The 19,309-nt window shown below is 62.7% G+C and carries 11 protein-coding genes and 1 pseudogene; 11 read left to right on the top strand and 1 reads right to left on the bottom strand.

The window, feature by feature from the left end; all coding sequences use genetic code 11:
* From ACZ60G_RS23175 to ACZ60G_RS23160, 4 genes are all read left to right on the top strand, one after another.
* Nucleotides 1–1,526, top strand: a 1,526-nt coding sequence (locus tag ACZ60G_RS23175) for a hypothetical protein (protein ID WP_465812134.1), incomplete at its 5' end; no start/stop codon positions are given.
* A gap of 133 nt (nucleotides 1,527–1,659) precedes the next feature.
* Entirely contained in the window at nucleotides 1,660–5,109 is a 3,450-nt protein-coding gene (locus ACZ60G_RS23170; protein ID WP_465812132.1) for a DEAD/DEAH box helicase, read from the top strand.
* A 223-nt stretch (nucleotides 5,110–5,332) separates the two neighbouring features.
* A complete protein-coding gene (locus ACZ60G_RS23165; RefSeq protein ID WP_465812130.1) occupies nucleotides 5,333–5,869 on the top strand; it encodes a hypothetical protein in 537 nt (178 codons plus the stop codon).
* Nucleotides 5,870–6,298: 429 nt separating this feature from the next.
* Nucleotides 6,299–7,084: a pentapeptide repeat-containing protein gene (locus ACZ60G_RS23160; protein ID WP_465812128.1), complete on the top strand. Its 786-nt coding sequence runs from the start codon at nucleotides 6,299–6,301 to the stop codon at nucleotides 7,082–7,084.
* Nucleotides 7,085–7,437: 353 nt separating this feature from the next.
* Here ACZ60G_RS23160 and ACZ60G_RS23155 read toward each other — a convergent pair whose 3' ends face one another.
* Entirely contained in the window at nucleotides 7,438–10,428 is a 2,991-nt protein-coding gene (locus ACZ60G_RS23155) for an ATP-binding protein (protein ID WP_465812127.1), read from the bottom strand.
* A gap of 714 nt (nucleotides 10,429–11,142) precedes the next feature.
* Here ACZ60G_RS23155 and ACZ60G_RS23150 point away from each other — a divergent pair.
* The 7 genes and pseudogenes from ACZ60G_RS23150 (at nucleotide 11,143) to ACZ60G_RS23120 (ending at nucleotide 18,894) form a co-directional block, all read left to right on the top strand.
* Nucleotides 11,143–13,218 carry an McrB family protein gene (locus ACZ60G_RS23150; RefSeq protein ID WP_465812125.1) on the top strand — a complete coding sequence of 692 codons (2,076 nt, stop codon included), beginning with the start codon at nucleotides 11,143–11,145 and terminating at the stop codon, nucleotides 13,216–13,218.
* Nucleotides 13,211–14,494, top strand: a complete 1,284-nt coding sequence (locus tag ACZ60G_RS23145; RefSeq protein WP_465812123.1) for an McrC family protein — start codon at nucleotides 13,211–13,213, stop codon at nucleotides 14,492–14,494. Before ACZ60G_RS23150 ends, ACZ60G_RS23145 begins: the two co-directional genes overlap by 8 nt.
* Nucleotides 14,379–14,816 carry a DUF7008 domain-containing protein gene (locus tag ACZ60G_RS23140; RefSeq protein WP_465812121.1) on the top strand — a complete coding sequence of 146 codons (438 nt, stop codon included), beginning with the start codon at nucleotides 14,379–14,381 and terminating at the stop codon, nucleotides 14,814–14,816. The genes ACZ60G_RS23145 and ACZ60G_RS23140 overlap by 116 nt, the downstream gene beginning before the upstream one ends.
* A gap of 345 nt (nucleotides 14,817–15,161) precedes the next feature.
* Nucleotides 15,162–15,419, top strand: a pseudogene (locus ACZ60G_RS23135) (integrase core domain-containing protein); the annotation flags it as partial.
* 708 nt (nucleotides 15,420–16,127) lie between these two features.
* The gene (locus ACZ60G_RS23130) at nucleotides 16,128–16,508 is read left to right on the top strand and encodes a hypothetical protein (RefSeq protein ID WP_465812120.1); all 381 of its coding nucleotides are present in this window, start codon (nucleotides 16,128–16,130) and stop codon (nucleotides 16,506–16,508) included.
* A 3-nt stretch (nucleotides 16,509–16,511) separates the two neighbouring features.
* Complete coding sequence (locus ACZ60G_RS23125) at nucleotides 16,512–17,441, top strand: DUF4254 domain-containing protein (protein WP_465812118.1); 930 nt, start codon at nucleotides 16,512–16,514, stop codon at nucleotides 17,439–17,441.
* Nucleotides 17,442–18,420: 979 nt separating this feature from the next.
* Entirely contained in the window at nucleotides 18,421–18,894 is a 474-nt protein-coding gene (locus ACZ60G_RS23120) for a DUF4254 domain-containing protein (RefSeq protein ID WP_465812116.1), read from the top strand.
* The last annotated feature ends 415 nt before the right edge of the window (nucleotides 18,895–19,309 follow it).

Raw genomic sequence — 19,309 nt, 5'->3', positions numbered from 1 at the left:
CTCGCCATCAACGAATCCAGCTCCGCCACAACATGATCCAACACCACCCGACAGGTCTACCAGCACCGAACCACCTGAGTGCAGTTGCAGTATTAAGCCTGAGTCTCGGGACTGCCTGGCTTCGGTTTACTCCTCGAGCTTTGACGACTGGGTCCTCGCTGGAAGGTAAGAATCGAGGAGGAATGCCCCCACCCGATCCGCTCCGCGATCGCCCGTTGCAGGCATCCGCAGGAACTCCGGTTTCCATCGCGAGTCTCCCATCCCGACATAGGATTTCGCCAGGGTCCGTACGGCACCATGAACACCCGGAGCAACGAATGAATCCGATGACGACCGGTCGCCCGGTATACCAGCTGTGGACCGCGAGCAGAGGTTGGGCCGCGCAAGAGGTCGTCGGGATCCACGCCTATATTCCGAACTTCATCGGGATGCTCGGTGACGATTTCGATCCTCGCGGCACCGAGACCTCTCGTTTGGTCGAACTGATTCCCGAACCGGAGAACCCACATGACCGGAACGCGGTCGGTGTCCGTTTCGGGAACTGTACGGTGGGGAATTTGCCCCGGCAGGATGCAATCCGTTACCACCGACCGCTGTTGGAACTAATAGAACTCGGATATGTGCCGGTGGCGGCGGGTCGAATCTGGGCGCGAGAGTATTCGGACTGGGACGAACACGGCCGCGAGCAGCGCAGACTCAGTACGAGCTTCCACCTCTATGTGTCGAGCCCTGAAGCCATTGTCCCGCTGAACGATCCACCTACAGTGGCATACACGCTGCTGCCGGAAGGTAGCGCGGTACAGGTACTGAAGACAGCTGACCACGCGGATGTATTGACGTGCTACCACACCGATGGCGGAGACCGCCCAGTGATCGTCTCCCTTGTCGCGATCGAGCAGTCGAGTGCACGGACCACGAAACGAATCGTGGAGGTCCGGATCGATGAGGACCGAATCGGGCAATTGTCACCCGCGATGAGCGAGAAATTCCTACCTGCTGTAGACCATTTCACTACTCGTGGCTGGGTGACGGCAGCGCGTGCAGTGCTCACCGCGTCGGCAGTATCGGCGACTGTCTCTCTGCGGGCCCAGAAAGCATTCGAGCTGGGACCCGAGGTATTGGACGGCCCACCCACTGTTGTGCTGCCGCGCGGAATACCGAAGCGGAATCATCCCATTTGCGGCGAGGTGAGTTCTCGCCCGGCGCCGATGGTGGAAGTGCAATCGGGTGTCACCGGAAACGGCAGCCGGATCACTGTTCGCGAGTCGCCCGCCGAGCAGATCATCACTGTCTCAATCGACTTCGCGACAGCCCTGACTCCATGGCAGTCGCGGGTAGCAGCGGATGTACAGCAGACCGCGCAGCGGCTGCTGTCGACACGAGGGTTGTCCGCACCCGCGGCGATGTTGACCGACGGTTCGTTCTCCGCGTCGGCGCCACTGGATGTCGGACAAGAGTTCGTCGATGCACTGATCGGGATCGACGACTCGAATTTCACTGCCGCGCAGGAGTTCATCAACGACTGAAGCTGGCAGTGGCTACGTCCCGCACGCCGTATTCCGTAGGGACTCTGACGTTTTCGGCGTTGCCGAACTCGAACCAGCGTACCGTTGATCAAGTCCTCGCTGTCTCGAGCGGTAGTGGATGGGGGAAGCAAGTATGGGTGGGACAAAACAGGCCGCGCAGTTGGTCCGGTTCTGGCGAGCAGTCGAGATGTTCAGCCCGCAGGACGTCCCCGAGCTGACGAGTCGGTCCAACCGCTCTTCCAGCCCGGTCGTCGTGGACGTAGCGGCCAATCAGATCGCGCCGTGGGACCGGGATCATCCACTGTGGCGCGACCGATTGCCCGCAGGGATGACATGGCAGTTCACCGTCTACGGCGGTGTATACGACGTCAGCCGGGCACGCGATGAACTGATCCGAGTCTTCGGTGCCGACAGGTGTCCACCAGATGGACGGCCCGCCGGCGCCACCGCCATGTTCGCGTTCACCTTGGACGCACAGGGGCGCATTGTGGAGAACTCGCCGATCCTATCGGCATGCGCATGGGCGATCAGCCGCCTTCGGTCGCCCGGACCGCGTGACAACTCATGGCTCGACGGATTCGAAGACGACCACCGCGGTTTCATTACCGGGCTCAACAAGATGGCGCCCCCCAAGGTTGGTTCCGCCCGGGAAGAGCTGCCACAGTCCGCATTATCGCGGGCCGCCGCGGGCGTGGGACGGCAAGCGCGCGCAGCCGGTGCAGAGGCAATTGCCAAAGGAGCAGGATCGGCGGCCACGGTCGCCGCGACCGCAGCGGCGACCGCACTGGGTGGACCAGTTCTCGGCGGGATCGCTGGCACGGTAGCCGGCACCTTCGCCGAGCGAATGTTGACACGGCGGCCCGCCAATGGCGCAACACCAGCAAACGGCGACGAGTCCACCGTGCCTAACTTGGATCTGACCAGCGGCGATCTACACGACTTCGTAAATGAGCTCGCCTCCGCGTTGGGCATCAACGATGCACTCGGCATCGACGGACTGCGAGTGAAATGCGTCCAGGTTCGAGAACGCTACGCCGGGGAAGCGTCCGATCAAGACTTCCTGAACAGTTTCATCGCCAATGACTTAGCACGGGTGGAGACGGCCGTACAACAGGGCGATGTCGGCGACGCGCTGCGCGGTTATCTTTCTGATCTCCGCGAGATCTCTGCCCAACACCGCGTCGATGTACGGACCCGACCTGAAGCAGTGGTGGCCGGAGTTTCACCACTTCGCTTTCCCACAGGACGATGGCCGGGCGATGTGCGGCGACCACTGGTGCTGAGCCAACAGTTCGCGGTGAATCAATTGATGGCCGAACTCCGCGATAGCAAAGGGGTTTTCGCGGTCAATGGACCACCTGGCACCGGCAAGACCACAATGCTGCGCGATGCACTCGCCGCAATCGTTGTAGAACGCGCGACCCGACTCGCGGAATTGGATCGCCCCGCCGCCGCGTTCACCCGCAAGATCGAGGTCGTCCAGGTGGGGGAAAACAACTACAAGCCAGCGGTCTACGAGTTACTTCCCGCTTTGACCGGCTTGGAGGTCGTCGTCGCCACCGCGAGTAATGACGCGGCGACCAATGTGACGGCGGAAATACCCGCCGTCACCGCGGTTTCGGGAGCACAAGACGAAGCCCTGGCGGTCGACTACTTCACCGACCTGGCATCGCTGGTGCTCGATGGTGAGGCGTGGGGTCTGATCACCGCTGTCTTGGGCAAGATGGCGAATCGGCGGGACTTCGTCGGCAGATTCTGGTTTGGGAACGACTCGCGAGATCAGCCCGTCGCCCCGCAGACAGCAAACGAGACTGACGCTAGCCGAGCCACACCCCAGAACATCGGTATGAAGGATACGTTGGCGCGGGCAAGCGCAGAACCCGCAACGGTCCCGGACTGGGCTGCGACCGTGAGGTCGTTCAAGCGCGCCCAGCAGGAAGTTCGTCAACTCGCAGAGGAGCGGCAGTCCGTAGCAAACGCCATTGCCGAACTGGCCCGCCTCGACGGAGTAATCCGATCTGCTTGGGCCGACATCCTGTCCGCGAATGAGCAACACGAGCACTGGGGTGAACAGCACCGGACGGCGCAAGAACGCTGCCGTGCCGCCGATGCTGAATATCGGCAGGCTGCCGCAATCCTCACTGATCACGACCAGCGCAAGCCCGGATTCTGGGTTTCACTGTCGACGTGGTTCCGCGCCGGCCGAGACTGGAGCACACGAAGCAAACAGCTTGTCGCGGCACGCGATTCGACGAAACAACAACTCGACAATCAGATCGCAGCAGCGCGACTCGCCTACCGGAATTACCAGGAAGCTGCGGAGTTGGGGCAACGACGCGTCCAAGAACACCGCGATGCAGTCGCTGCCAAGACAGCCGTTTCCGCGCTGATCGAGCAGGCATGCCAGCGGTGGCCCGGGACTGTGCCATTCGGCGAGAACCTAGCCGACGAGCAACAGTTTCAGCTCTGTAATGCCTGGGCCGACAAGGAGTTCACCGCGGCGCGGCACCGTCTTTTCCTCGAAGCGTTGACACTGCACAAGGCATTCACGCTCAACACGGCATCCCAGATGCGCGGCAATCTGGCGGTAGCCACCTCGCTGATTCGCAACCAAGTCAAGACCACACCGAAGCCCGAAACCATTGCCGCTGCTTGGCAGACGCTGTTCTTGGTCGTGCCGATGGTCTCGACAACATTCGCCTCTCTCCCGCGCTTGTTCAAGGACCTCCACAGCGAGGCACTCGGCTGGCTGTTTGTCGATGAAGCCGGCCAAGCCACACCACAGCAGGTCGCCGGCGGGATTTGGCGTGCCCGCCGCGCGGTCATCGTCGGAGACCCACAGCAGCTGGAACCAATTGTCACACTGCCGTTTCCGGCGCAGCAGGCGCTGCTGCGGCATCACCGCTTGGAAGAGGAGTGGACACCGGATTTCACCTCCGCGCAGCGAGTCGCCGACCGACTTGCTCGGCATGGCACCGCACTGGCAGACCCCAACGGCGACACCGCGATCTGGGTCGGTTCGCCACTCCGAGTACACCGACGCTGCGACCGCCCCATGTTCGAGGTGTCCAACCGCATTGCCTACGGCGGCGACCTCATGATCTACGGCACCCCGGACCGTGGCCAATTCGTCGGCGAAAATACGTGGTTCGATATCCCATCGGATCGCGCCGACGGCAACTGGATTCCCGCCGAAGGCGAACAACTACGTGACCTGCTGGACATGCTGACGAATGGCATGGCTATCGCGCCCAATGACATCCGCGTAGTCAGCCCGTTTCGGGACGTCGTGCGCGGCGCGAAATCCATTGCTCGGCAAGTCGTCGACCGCGATTTCGCAGAGCGAAAAGTCGGAACCGTCCACACCGTTCAAGGTCAAGAAGCCGACGTCGTGATCCTGGTGTTGGGGACCCCACTCGAAAAGGGCGGGGCCCGGGCGTGGGCCGCCGCGAAACCCAATCTCCTCAACGTCGCGGTGTCCCGCGCGAGACGTCGGTTCTACGTGATCGGCAACCGGCGCCTTTGGCGTGAACAGCAGTACTTCAGTGTGCTGACAACGGAACTCCGGGCAGCGAACGGCTGACATTCGGCACCTTATGCATTGGAAACTAGAGGTAGACGACGACTACTCCGGCAACCCAGCCGCTCTCAAACCTGTTGACCGTCCTATCGCAATTTGTGGTCGTCGTTACCTCGGCGCTGCCCGTGACGGTGCTCATCATAGCCATGTCGTTCCTGACCTTCCAGCAGCAGCTGACCTTGACCCCTCGCACCAACATATTCTTCCACATAGCAAGTTGCTCAGGATGCGCCACGAAGACGAGATGACGCTGAGCGACGAACGCGCACAGGAGGTTTGGCTACTGCGGCTCGACAACATCGCGCGCGAAATCGAACGCACCGCGCCACGGACTAGACGGCGTGACATCCGTGACGCCGAGCGCATCCGTCTTGCGGCGCAGTACTTTCGAGATCTGACGACGTGGATACGCTTCCCACAGGCCCCCACAAAATCGGACTTATACGACGAAGTGGTGAACTTGTTGGGGATCGTGGTTACCGAGCGCTACCACGACCTGCCACTCTCGTTGCACCTCCTATCACCCGAACCCCCAAAGTTGTGGCAGCGAATCACCTCCTTCCTGATTGCATTCACCCCACTTCCTTTGGTGCTCCTCCTGATTCGATTCGACATCGCTGTGGCTGGCTGGAGAGTCGAGCCATTGCTCACCCCGGCCCTCCTGCTACCCCTGGGCTGGATCATCACCCACAAACTGATCCGCAAGGAGCAACTCACCTCCGCGAAGCAGGTCCTGGATATTTTCCGACCCGGAACTCGGTGACAGCCGCCGTCGTCATACGGAACTGGGCAGCCGCGCGACCTTGAATATCAATGGGTGGCTTTGCCAATCGGCGCCATCGATCTCAAACTGGACCAACGGGATCGCGCTACCGTAGCTGGCGCAGATGGTTTTCAGAAGGAGGCGGCGATGACAATGGGGGGAGGACCTACGCCAGCGCGTCCAGGGCACGTGGCAGGGCGAGGCCGTTCGTTACATCCTCCGGCGCCCCCTCAGCCACCTGAGCCGCCTCCAACGCCGGAACCTCCATCTCCGCCACCAACGCGTGGGCAACGATTCGCGAGCAGTCTGCACGCGATATTCGCCTGGTCGGGCTGGACAACGATCACCGCGCTGGCGACAACAGCAGCAGCCATTGGCGCGCTCTGGTTCACCAGCCAATCACTTCGAGCCACAAACAACCAGTACGCGTTGTCGCAGCAGACTGCAGTAACCGACCGGTTCGAGAAGGCTGCCAAACTCCTCTCATCAGAGAAGATCGACGAACGCCTTTCCGGTATTTATCTGCTAGAGCGGCTGGCAAAAGACTCACCCTCGGATCATTCGACTGTTTTTTCTGTACTTGGCGCATTCATTCGCACACATACGACAGCGTCGCAATGCCGCGGGCCCGCGCGCCAAGGGACGACTTTGGCTCCTCCACCCCCCGCTGATATTGAGGCAGTGCTGACTGTGATTGCCCGCCGAGATATCCGCCATGATGATCAGAACCCGATCGACCTCAGCGGTTCATGCTTAGCTGGTGCGCGCCTCTATGGCGCGAACCTGGCGAAAGTGATCATGAGTGGCGCGAACCTTACCGACGCCTTTCTGTCTTTAGCGGACCTCACCCACGCAGTGCTTAACGACACGAACTTGACCGGCGCTCTCCTGGCCGGGGCAAACTTGTTCGGCGCCAACCTCCAAAGGGCGAACCTAACTGACGTACAGGGATTCGGGGTGACCCTGACCGATTCCGCCCTGCAGTGGGCGAATATGACTGCAGCCAATTTCAGTAACGCGGACCTGACTCGTGCCGAGCTCCGCGGCGCCAACCTCGCCAGGGCGGCCCTCATCGATGCGAATCTAACCGATGTCAGCATTCGGGCAACGGATGCTGTTCCATTAGGGGACGGGTCGCCAGACCAGATCTACTACAACGACCAGACTCGGTGGCCACGAGGCTTCACTCCACCGGAAAGCCGTCCCCAACCATGACGGATGGCAGTTCAGCCGCGCCCGATGAGCGAGCGCGCAAGAGCCAGACCGAATCCCGCCGAAGCACCGGTGATCAGAGCGGTCGAGCGGTGAGTCATATCGAATCTCCTGATAGTTACCTACCAGTCGAATCAAACCAGCTGGCGAGGTTGACCCCGGATCTGTCCACGCTTACAAACACTCTTCGGAAGCGAATCCTCAGGGAGGGCACTGACGAAGACCGTGTAGTCCGAAAGGCCTCGAGCGATCATCTCCTCAGGAACCTGCTAGCGGTCCCGTGCCAGGTGACCAGCAGCTGGTCTCTCGCATGGGTACAGGCCACGAACAGCACGCTCCGCGCTTGACACCCGCGCTCAGCCCTGTGACGGATTGGCTTCGAGTTCGGCAAGGTGCCCGACAGCGGAATCGGCTTCAGGTGCGCCGATGCGCCGGTAGATCGCGACGGCAGCACTCAGGTCGGATACTGCGGCGGGGTTATCACCGAGGCCAGCCCGACAGCGGCCTGCCCCCTCAAGGGCGCGGGCCTGTTCGAGCTGAGATCCGGCCTCGCGGGCCAACTCGAGAGCGTCGGCGAAGGCCGTCAACGCCTGACCCGGTTCGCTAGCGGCCAGCAGTAGTTGCCCGAGGCGGTTGAGTTCCTCGGCGTCCCCAAGGCGGTAGCCTGTTTCGCGGTGGATGGCGAGGGCCGCCTGGAACATCTCAGCGGCTTGCCCGTTGTCTCCAGTGGCCAGGCACACGGCGCCGAGGAGCCGAAGATCAAGCGCTTCCCAGCTGCGGTTGCCGATGTCGCGGTCAAGAGCCAACGCCTCCCGCACCAGTTCGGCGGCCTGACTGTAATCACCAGTTTCGTAGTGCATCTCGGCGAGACCAGTGAGAGGCAGGGATTGACTTTGCCGGTCACCGACGCCGCGGTAGAGGGTCAGGGCCCTCTGGTACAGGTCAGCGGCCTGGTCTCTATCGCCGGTGTCCGCGCGCAAGGAGCCGAGATTCACCAGAGCGTGAGCTTGGCCCTGACTGTTGTTGAGGTCACAGTAGAGAGTTAGGGCTTGCTGGTACAGGTCGGCGGCTCGCTCGTTATCGCCGGTGAATCGGCGTAGTCGGCCGAGGTTGTTCAGGACCATTCCTTCTCCGAGGCCGTCACCAATGTCGCGGTAGAGCGTCAGAGCCCGCTGGTACAGATCTATAGCCAGTCCAGTATTTCCTTCCTCGCGGCGCGCCCATCCCAGGCCGTTCAGGGAGTTGGCTTGGCCGAGCCGGTTGCCGAGGGCGCGGTAGAGAGCGAGGGCTCGCTGGTGCAGCTCGGTAGTCTCCTTGGTGTTGTTGCTGAACCAACCCGCATAGGCGATTTCAGAGAGTGCGTTGGCTTCTTCGAGGCGGTCGCCGAGGCGATGGGCGGTATTGGCTGCGCGATGGTGCAGTCGAGCCGCTAATGTCCACGGGCCTTCCCGATCCAGCAATCCTGCCATCGCCGCGGTTAATGCGACCATTCGAGCCGGGTCGCGACCAGCAGTAAGCTCCACGCAGGCCAACAGGTTGGCCCGCTCAGCGCGCATCCAGGCCAACGCCTGCGACTGATCTCCGAAGTCCCGCACCACCACACCACCCGCCGTACCACCTGCGGGTATAGCGGCCTTGTCGTCGGCAGGCCGGGTACGGACTGTCAGCCATCGATCCGCGTGGGTCGCGGTGTGCTGGTAGTAGTCCAGTAGCCGGTTCACGGCCCAAGTGTTGTTGGTGGTCGAGTCGTGGAAGGTGACGCTATGTGCGTAGTTGCGGAGCAGGTCGTGCATTCTGTACCGGCCTCGCGCGGTTTCGTCGAGGAGGTGATCGGTGTAGAGGGCGTCTAGCTCACGTCTGGCTGTCGCCAGATCTATCCCGGCCACGGCGGCAGCGACGTAGGCGTCGAGGTCCGGGCCGGGGTGTAATCCCAGGCGGCGGAACAGCAGTTGCCGTTGGGATGGTAAGTCCCGGTACGACAGATCGAACCCGGCACGCACGACGGGATCGTCGGCGGTGTCGAGCGCAGTCAACCGGTCCGTCGCCGCCGCGAATTCCTCGGCCAGGTCGCCAATCTCAGCAGCCGTCCATCCTGGGCGGTGGGCCACGCGCCCGGCCACCAGTCCTATCGCCAATGGCAGATACCCACACACCTCAGCGATACACATGGCCACGTCACGTTCACCGTCGTCCTTGGAGTCGCGGTGGGCGACGGTGAGGAATAGATCCGTGGCAGCCTGCGGGTCGAGAACCTCCAACGGAAGCGGCCGCATGTCCGGCAATAGTAGGAGGCGGTGACGGCTGGTAATCAGGGCCAGACAATCGGGTCCGCTCGGCAGCAACGGCTCGACCTGGCTCCGGCTGGCGGCGTCGTCGAGCACCACCAGTACCTTCCTATTAGCTAGGCGGTGGCGCCACAGATCCCGGCGCCCGGTCAGGGTGTCAGGGATATTGTGCGGGTTCAGGCCTAGTTCGATTAGCAGCCCCGCCAGCACTTCAGACGGATCGGCGGCCGGTTGGCCGGGCGTGTGGGCGTGTAGTTCGATGAAGTACTGCCCATCCGGGAACCGTCCTGCCAGGTCATGGGCGGCCCGGATGGCGAGGGCAGTTTTGCCGATGCCAGCCATGCCGTCGATCGCATGGATTGACACGACCCGCTCCCGGGAGGCGGAATCGAGGATCTGCCGCAACTCGGGGCCGCGGCCGACAAAAGCCCGAGGCGCGGATGGAAGGCTCGTGGTGATCGGCTCCGGCAGCGGGAGCGCGGTCTCATGGTGGCGGGCGGTGGCGTTGACGATGCCAAGGGCGCCAACGGCGTTCACTTGCTGAGAGTCGTCACGCGCCTCTTCGTCGACGAGGATCGGCCTATGCACCTCCAGCACGGAAGGATCGGTGACCTCGCGCAGAGGGTGGACCGGACCAGATACGTCACGGTCGTCGCTGAGCTGCGCGGACCAGCGGGCCGTGTCGGTATCGTCTTCGCGTGCCACGGATTTCGTCACCGCGATCTCGACCTCTAATGCGGTCTCGACCGGTGCGTTGATCTTCCGCCAAAGGCCCGTCCAAGTGTCCGGAGCGAACAGGGACGGGTCGAGGCCCAGGTCGTTGTTCTCGGCGACGTGGCGGCAGGCGGTCACGAACTGGATCACAGTCGCCAACTTCGGCATCCCGATGTTCTTTTCGGCGTTGCGCAGGGTGCCCGCGCTGACCGGAACCTTGCGCACCACCTTCAGAATCAGGTGCAGATCTCGATAGCTCGGGCCACCCACCGCCGCACGCAGCGCAGCCAGGCCGACGGCCAACTGCACACGCGGATCGTCCTCGGCGCTATTCATCGTCGACGTCATGCCCCGCGCCGCCACCTCCCCGGCCTGTTCACGGTGCACAGACGAGCAGCACCGCAGCTGCGGCAGTGAGCGCCGACACGCATACAACGAAACGCGCTGCCGCGCCCCAACCGTCCATGGCTTTGCGTACCGTCTCGCCGATCTCTCGCCACACCGTTATTCTCCAATCATTCCAGCGGATTCGAGAACTAGTGCAACACAGGGCAATTCGCCTGGACACTACCCTTGAACAGCTCTGATCAGGGATGTGCGGATCTGAACGAAACTGGCCAACTCTGGCCTTTCGGCGATGCGGAGCCCCATAACTCGCTGCACGGCGACGTTATTGGCTATCCGAATTTAAGCCGTTCGAAAACTGACGATGTGTTCGGCGCGCCCTTGCCGAGCACCTGCTGCGCGAGCAGGATAAGAGTCGCATTTGTCGGGGATGTAGCCACTTGAGCACTCCACCAAGAGGTTTCATGCTTACGCGTCTTGCTTCTCGCCTTGAAGTACCTGACGAACATCGCAATAGTTCGGGACCATCAGCTGGACCAGTCGGAACTGCTCAATGCGCCCCCGTCGACCGAACCCGTCCGCCCGGGCTTGGAGGTGAAGTTCCCGGACTGCTGGGAGCCAACCAGGGCATCCTCAGCCATCTGGCCGATCACCGCATTCCCCCAGCAACACACTGACTTTCATCACAAACATCACCCCGCCGATCGGAAGGACATCATGGACATCCGCACCGCCGTAGCCGACTTCGACCGCGCCTCGATCGCGGAAGCCGTTGCCCGAGCGGAACAACAGCGGCAACAGGTCCTCGATCTGTTCCCGCTGGACCAGTGGGGATCGCTTCCCCTCACCCGTTACGCCCTGGGGCTCGGCCGCGACGGTGACGGACTCGGCTACTCCCGTCTGATGGAATTCGTCACCACCGATCTCGGCAGCATCAGCGGTGGTAGCGCGGGTAAACACATGATATTCCGACACAACTCGGGCGAGTGGAGACTGGCACCGCCACTCGCAGGTCTCGAGATCGACGCAGCCTGGGAACGTTTGCGCGGGCAGTTCGTTGCCGCATTCGACGCGGCGGGCCGCGAGGATTTCGCGGCACTCGACGAGCTGAACGTGCTGTTGTCGGGCCAGGCGTTGGTGACGAAGTCCCTCGCGACCTACTACCCCCAGCATTTCCTACCGATTTTCTCGCTTTCACACCTGCGCCGATTCATCGAAACGCTTGGCGGAACCCCAGAACGCAACGTCCCCGCGTGGCGGGCGAACCGCCAACTCCGTGAGCTTGTTGCCAATACTGCCGAGTTCGCAGGCTGGGCACCACACGAGGTGATGCGATTCCTGTACCAGGAGTTCGACCCGAAGCCACGCAAGCGGACTGCATGGAAGATCGCCCCCGGTAAGAACGCCATGTACTGGGACGACTGCATCGCCGGAGGCTACATTTGCGTCGGCTGGGACGAGGTCGGCGATCTCACCCAATACACCAGCGACACCGAACTCAAAGCAGCCCTGGACGCGAGCTACCCCAACCAGGGCACCGGCGGAAACCTCGTCAAGGCACGAAACCTGTTGGCCTACCGTGACCTGGAGCCCGGCGACCGAATCGTGGCCAACCGTGGGAAGTCCCATGTTCTTGCGATCGGCACCGTCACCGACGGCTACCGCTTCGACGAATCACGTCCGCATCTGCAGCACATTGTCCCAGTGGCGTGGGATACCTCCTACCAGCAAGACCTTCCCGAACCACAGAACGCCTGGGTGCCCACCTTCCACAAGCTGCCCGACAAGCTGTTGTCAGTCCTGCTGCAGGGCTCGAATCACAAGGGAACCGAACACGACAACGCGGTCATCGAACTCCCCGAAGATATTTCGCAGGTCCTCGCAGCCCTCGACCGCAAAGGCCAGGCGATCCTGTACGGCCCGCCCGGCACCGGCAAGACCCGACTGGCGATCAACGCAGCACTCGCCGCACACGGTCGTGCCAACGACATCGACTCCGCCGACCGCGCCAACGCCGTCGACACCATGCTCGACTCCGGTCGCACCCGCATCGTCACCTTCCACCCCTCCTACGGCTACGAGGACTTCGTCGAAGGCTTCAAGCCCACACATCACCCCACCGGCGCAGGCCTGCACCTCGAACTCACCGACGGCCTGTTCCACAAACTCTGCACCGCAGCCGCAGCTGCCGACGAGGACGAAACCTTCCTGCTGATCATCGACGAAATCAACCGAGGCGACCTGCCGCGCATCTTCGGCGAACTCATCACCCTCCTCGAATCCGACAAGCGCGGCATGAGCGTCGACCTCCCTATCAGCCAGCGCAAATTCACCGTCCCACCGAACGTCCGCATCATCGCCACGATGAACACCGCTGACCGCAGTGTCAGCCACCTCGACGCCGCAATCCGCCGCCGCTTCGCCTTCCTCCCCGTCAGCCCCGACCCCGATGCCCTCTCCGGCACCGTCGGCCCCCTCGACCTACCGGGATTTCTCTCCTCAGTCAACGACCGCATCACCGCCAGCCTCGACGCCGACCACCAGATCGGCCACGCATATCTGCTACGCAACAACGAACCTGTTGCCACCGAGGAAGAACTCGCCGCCGCCTACTACCACGACATCCTCCCCCTCATCGAGGACTACTGCGTCGGCCGCGTCGAACTGCTCCGCCGAATCCTCGGCCGTCTCGTCGACGCGAACACCGGCCACCCCGCCCACATCGCCATCAGCGACCTACCCACCGTACTCGCCGAGGAATTCGCCACTGGCACACAGGATCTCGATGACTGACCGCCACGAAATCCGTCTCGGCGAATACCACTCGGTCACCGTGGCCGAGGACCTACTCACCAGCCGCGACCTCGCACGCCTGCAGGCCCTACAGCAACAACGCCGCTTCACCGTAACCCCCGACCGCCACGGATGGCTCCTCAAAGCCGAAGCCACAGTCGGAGTCCTCACCCTCGACCGAATCCGGCTGGTAATCACCCCCAAAATGGCATTCACCGGCGAATCCCTCATCCGCTGGCTGTGTTACGCGATGGCCGCACCCGTCCCCCACGAGGCAACGACCCGCGACTGGACAGTAGACCGCCACGGCTTCGCCGACATCGTCGCCGCCGCTCTGCTCGGCGAATGCCGAAACCTATTGCGCGATGGGCTTCGCCGAGAATATGTCCGCCACAACGACGTCGTCGCGGTCCTCCGCGGCAGATTCGATGCCGTAGCCCAAGCCACCCGACGCTACGGCATGCTCGACCAACTGCACATACAGAACTTCGACCGCCGTGTCGACATCTGGGAAAACCAGATATGCGGCCACGCACTACGCGCCGCACGAACCATGGTCAGTGATCCGAAACTGGCCCAGCAGCTCACCACCATCGCGGCCGAATTCCCCATCCACGGTTCAGTTTCCGCAGCGCTGCACGCCCTGAACCGGGCCACATACACCCGCCTCAATCGTCGCTACCAACCAGCGCACCTCTGGTCCGGTTTGGTCTTACGAGGCGGTGGCGTGGCCGACCTAGTTGCCGATACCGGGACAGCCGCCGAAAGCCTGCTGCTCGACATGCCCAGACTATGGGAATCAGCCGTGGTCCGATTGACAGCCGACGCAGCCCCGACGGGCGCCCGAATCGTCCCATGCACCGGCCCCAACGCGATCACGGTCCACGGCGACATCGACAACCGCCCACCGTTACGACCCGACGTCCTGCTCCAAATCCCCAGCGCCGGAAACGAACACATGTTCTTCCCCGTCGACGCAAAATACAAAACGTATCAATCCCGCGTCGTGTCGGCCGCCGACGTGCATCAGCTGCTCACCTACGTCGCCGGATACGCGCCTGGTGACTCGGCGTCTGCTGCCATCATCCACCCCAACCCGCACAGGCATTCACACCGTGTTCTTCGCGTGCGAGCAAGGAACCGCGATCTCGGCACAATCCATGTCGTCGGAATCTGCACTGATGCTGACACTGAATCGGCAGCCGCATGGGTTCGCTCGGTCCACCCGAATCCGAGCTCGGTGGTCACCGATAACACGACCTGCCCGTCGGTCTGATGGGATCTCACCTGTCATATGCGACATAGCAGGACCAGACAGACCCGCCCGGAGGGATTCACCCCACCACACCGCAGCCAATCACGCTCGGGGCCAAAGCTCGACAAACGGCAACACCACAAAAGGCCAGCTGATGCCTCTGCTCGCCGGTCTGATGGAGCTGGAACCGTGGATCCGCCAGTGGCATCCCGATCGACTCCACAACATTGTCGACTTCAGTACGAAGATTCAGCATCAGCACGCGATCACTGACGATCACTTAACAGCGTGGCGACCTGCTGCCCCGAAACGCGGCAGGCCTCGCAAGATCGTCCAACCATGATTACCGACGCCATTTCCAGAGTGCCAGTTCGTAGTCGCATTTGCCGCGTCGGAATCGAACGTTCGCAGTCGGTCTTCGAGGATGCGACTCGAGCGGCGTGCAGTAGTTCAGCTACGGTGCGCCAGGCTATGGGGCGCGGCGACAAGGGCACAAAGCGCGGGAGTCATTCGCGACTAACACAGCGACCAGGCACATTGGCGTGCCACTGCTCGGCACCAGCCATCGACGGGTAATCTCAACTGCCGAAGCACGCGACCCGCGTTCGGCCGCGGGGGGCCGAGCGGTAGGTGGTGACGTGGTAGATAGCGATGACCGGTGGGTTGAGGTCTCCAAGTCGGCATTCCCGCACGAACAGGACACACCAACGCGCTCGCGGAATCGACGATCGGGCTGTTCAAAACCGAGACAGTGGCCCGCGATAGCCCGTTTCTCACCGGGCCGCTGAAATCGCTCGCCGACGTCGAATTCGCCACGATGGAGTGGATCGACTGGTACAACAACCGGCGGCTGCACAGCCTGCTCGGACACATCCCACCCGAGGAATACGAGGCCGCCTACTACGCTCAACGACAGCCATCCCAGCCGGTGATGACTCAACCATGAAGCCGGCAGGAAACTCGGGGCTGTTCAGGTTCCTACCTCTCGGCCGGACTTGGCATGTCCTAGGAACTCCACGGCCTGCTGCTGTTTCCGACCGGTCAGGATCAGGACCACCTCGTTGGTCTTCCCCCAGTCATCGGCGTCTCGGACGGGCTTCCACTCGCGCCCGGGACTCCAGATGTTGCCAAGCCATGACTCCTCCTTGGCTGTGCATCGCAGAATCCCGACCACTGGCGGACCCGGCCCTTCTTGTTGCGTCGAAATCTCACTGGCTCTGATGATGCGTCCTATGGGACAACGCGTGAATGGCGTTGCAGCCCTGGTGAATAAGAATTGTCCAGTCCTATCTCGGGACGAGGAGCCCCAGGATTGAGGTAGGCCGGATGCGATCGGCGCTGCATACAAGCGGAAGGGACTGCTGCAAAGATCAGATGACACCCTGGTTCGGCGCTTCACACAAGCCCTCGTCAGCAGCCGGACTAACCCAAATGTTGGGCCGCAACAGACCTTTCAGAACTTTTCAACCCCGTCGCCCGCATCCATACACTCAAGAAGCGGTCAACCATCGGGGCCCGACATCTACTTGGTGTCACTACCCGGAGCAAGGAACGTCACACCTGCTTCGACAGGAACGGGCTCACCGGCCCATGCCAGGTGACCGAGAGCTGTTCGCGAGGGTTCGCGGTGTCGTGTGCGTTCGAGCGTGTGTCGGTGATTGCGACTCCAGCCTTGGGCGCGGTGGCGATGCCCGCGGGTCTGGGCAGGCACGTGCGCGAGGTGCTTCTCGAGGAGACCCGGTGCGTGTCGATGCCGATCATCAGCTACTCACGACCGAATCGCGACTGGGTCTTCCTCGTCGGTCCGGCGTGGGGCGGCAGGCTCGGCATGCACACGCTGGCCCAATTAGAGGAACGCGGCGTGCGGATTCTCGCGTCCGGCGAACGAGTCTGGCTTCCAATGACCGATCATCCGACCGGATGGTTCTGGGTGTCGCAGCCCTCGACTGCGCAGTCGTTGCCGTCGCGTACCAGCGTGGTCTCCGCTGCTCGTCGGCTCCTCAGCCCGGTTCGGTCTTGTGTGGTGTGGCGGTGAGCTGTGCACACCATTCCAGATCCGGCTGGGAGCGCGACGGTCTCGGGCAGTTGCGAACCCGGCGCGGTAGCGCTGTTCCCCTCGGGTGAGGCGCTGTTGTCGGCGATCCGGGGCCATCACGTAGGAATCCATCCACTGGCGAAGCTGGCGCACGACTTCGGTGTCATGTACCAGCGGCGTTTGACCGCGTTCGGCAGTGAATGTCGTTGCCGTAGAGGTGCACTCGTGCTCGCGGTGGATGTGTGGGTTACCGATCACCTGCCGATCCCGCGGCCCGGGGCGAGCATGCACACCGAGACATTGGGAGCGGTGATAGCCCGGTTGGCTGAAGCCCAGGTACACGCATACCACCTGCTGATGACCATCGATCCTGCCGACCCCGCCGTGCACGCGGCCTGGTTCCGGCTGGCGGAACTGGTCGATGGTTATACCGATCTGACCACCGACATCACGCGGCGGGCGCGGCGACTTCCAGCCCTGGGGGGGTCACTGGTGACCTTCGCCGGACTCCCCGACAAACACGCCGTGCTCGCCGCCTGCCGGGGGCTGCACACCATGACCGACCATCCCATGCTGGACGCGGTCGGGGAACTCGCGATACTGCATCAGACCCGCGAACACACGCCGCTGTGCGCACTCGAGCACATCGACCGGCAACGCACCCGCGTGATGTCGGCAATCGATCAATGGGTAGTGGCGGCCACCCCGATCCCGTTCCCCGCCGCGCGCTTATCCACCCACACCATGGGGCAGGTCATCGACCAGCTCGCGCAGCAGTCCGTGCACACCCATATCGGACTCGCCACCGCACCGGACGAACTGTTCTACGACGCCTCACTGCAGCTCGCCGAGGCCGCCGACGCGTATCAGGACCTCGCCAACGAACTCTCCTGCGGCATCCGCCGACTACCACAACGCGCCACACGGCAATGAATAGAACTGTCCCCCAAAGCATTCCACCCACCCATCGCCGATCATCCCGTGAAAGGGAGTGCATTGCCCCATGTTCAATGACCGGTACTGCAACAAGACGCGCACCCCGCACAACGTCCATACCAGCCCCGTATCGGCGCGGTTCGCACTTCGCCTGAACTGGCGACGCTGGATCCAATCACATCCACCACAAACGCCCCCTACCTCGGACCGCACACGCCCTCGCTATCACCAGCCCACACCGACCTATGGCGCAACGGGCTGTGGCCATGTTCGGCTGTACGCCGACTGCGGGCGCCCGCAATTCGACGGCGACAACCGATTAGTCAGCGTGACGTGCCCCGCCGTGCTCTGCGGCTCAGTCCCGGTGTCCGACAACCAGATCGGCGAACACCGCACATGGGACGCCCAACCATGCCAGTGGATCGGAGCGCACATCATCGACGACAACGCGGCCGCGGAACGGGCGGTGCCGTGAATACCTCGACACCATTCGATCCCGACGATGAGACGCATCTGACCGACTGCCTCACAGACCCTGGTGCGCTCAACGACGACGACGCGATACGCGCCATGAGCATCCACCACCGCTGCCCACCCCAATGCCTAGTTCTCGGGCGGGCGCTGGACACCCTCAGTACGGCATATACCTCGATCACCACCCCACATGCCCAGTCCAACGCCGCGAACCCGACGCAACCATCCGCGACCACTCCCCTGCGATCGGCGCGATCCAACGAACTGGATCAGCACCTCGCCTGCCAACTCCGAGCACACATTGAAGAGACGAAATGATCACCCCGACAGCGATCTTCGCGCGCCCACGAAGCCAAGACCGGCGCTGGCTCGTTCTGAATACTGCATGCGCCCAGGCAACCGCGATTCCGCAGGACCGTCGACAAGAACCGCGGCGGTCACCGCGAGCCGGGGGTTCGGTGACCGCCGGTTCCGGACAGCTGGCCCACGCGGTGAGGCAGGCATGAGGACACCGCTGCCGTCCAAAGACATGATCTTGCAAGCCTGCGCTGGAACAGTGGCCATCGCGCATCCGATCCTGCAAGGCGCCTACGAACTGGCCAGCTTGCACGAGGCCCGTCTGGACCACAGCGCCGATATCGGGACGATCGACCGCGAGCGCAATCGACTGGTGTCGCGCATCGACAGCTGGCTGAGCGCCGATCAGCCGCCAGCCTTTGATGCCGCATATCGGCACACCGAGACAGTCGGCATGGTGATCGACCGGCTCGCTCAGTTCTCGGTCGATGCCCGCGCCGCCGCGCAGGGCACATCGACACTGGTTTCTCGCTACACCCAGCATCGCCTCACCGAGCTCGCCGTGGCCTACAGCGATCTGTGCTTCGAGATCGCGGCCGGAACGCGCCGACTGCCGGACTTCTCATTCCCTGTGCTGGAACGAGATTCGACCGAGCCAGATCACAGGCGCGGGCGGTAGTGGCAAGTCACTCCTACCCGCAGAACAGGGATGCCGTCGAAAGTTGGTGGATCGAATCCGATGCCGCCGTGTGTACGCTTCCTCGGAGATCAGCAGATCGGGGGCAGCGGTGATCGCGGCGAATATCGACTCGAGTCGCGAGCCACGATCAAAGCGTTCAACGACGCGGGATTTGCAGACCTCATCGAGCTCGATCCGAATTCTATCCCGAGACGAGCCTGGCTGCGCGGTCCGATGATCCATGGGCTAAGAGGTATCGGCGACGAGTTGGACGCCCCTTGTGGTCTCGACGAAGTTTGCTCGACTCCGACCGAGATTGGCGCACCGACCTCATCGCGTTCGCCAGTACGGCCATGGACTAGTTCCGGCGGCAGGACACCACAACTCAACGACCGTACTGCCGGGCGTGCACACA

This window comes from Nocardia sp. NPDC102475, assembly GCF_055584605.1.
The sequence above is the reverse complement of the archived record's forward strand: the minus strand, read 5'-3'. Positions and strand labels throughout refer to the sequence as shown.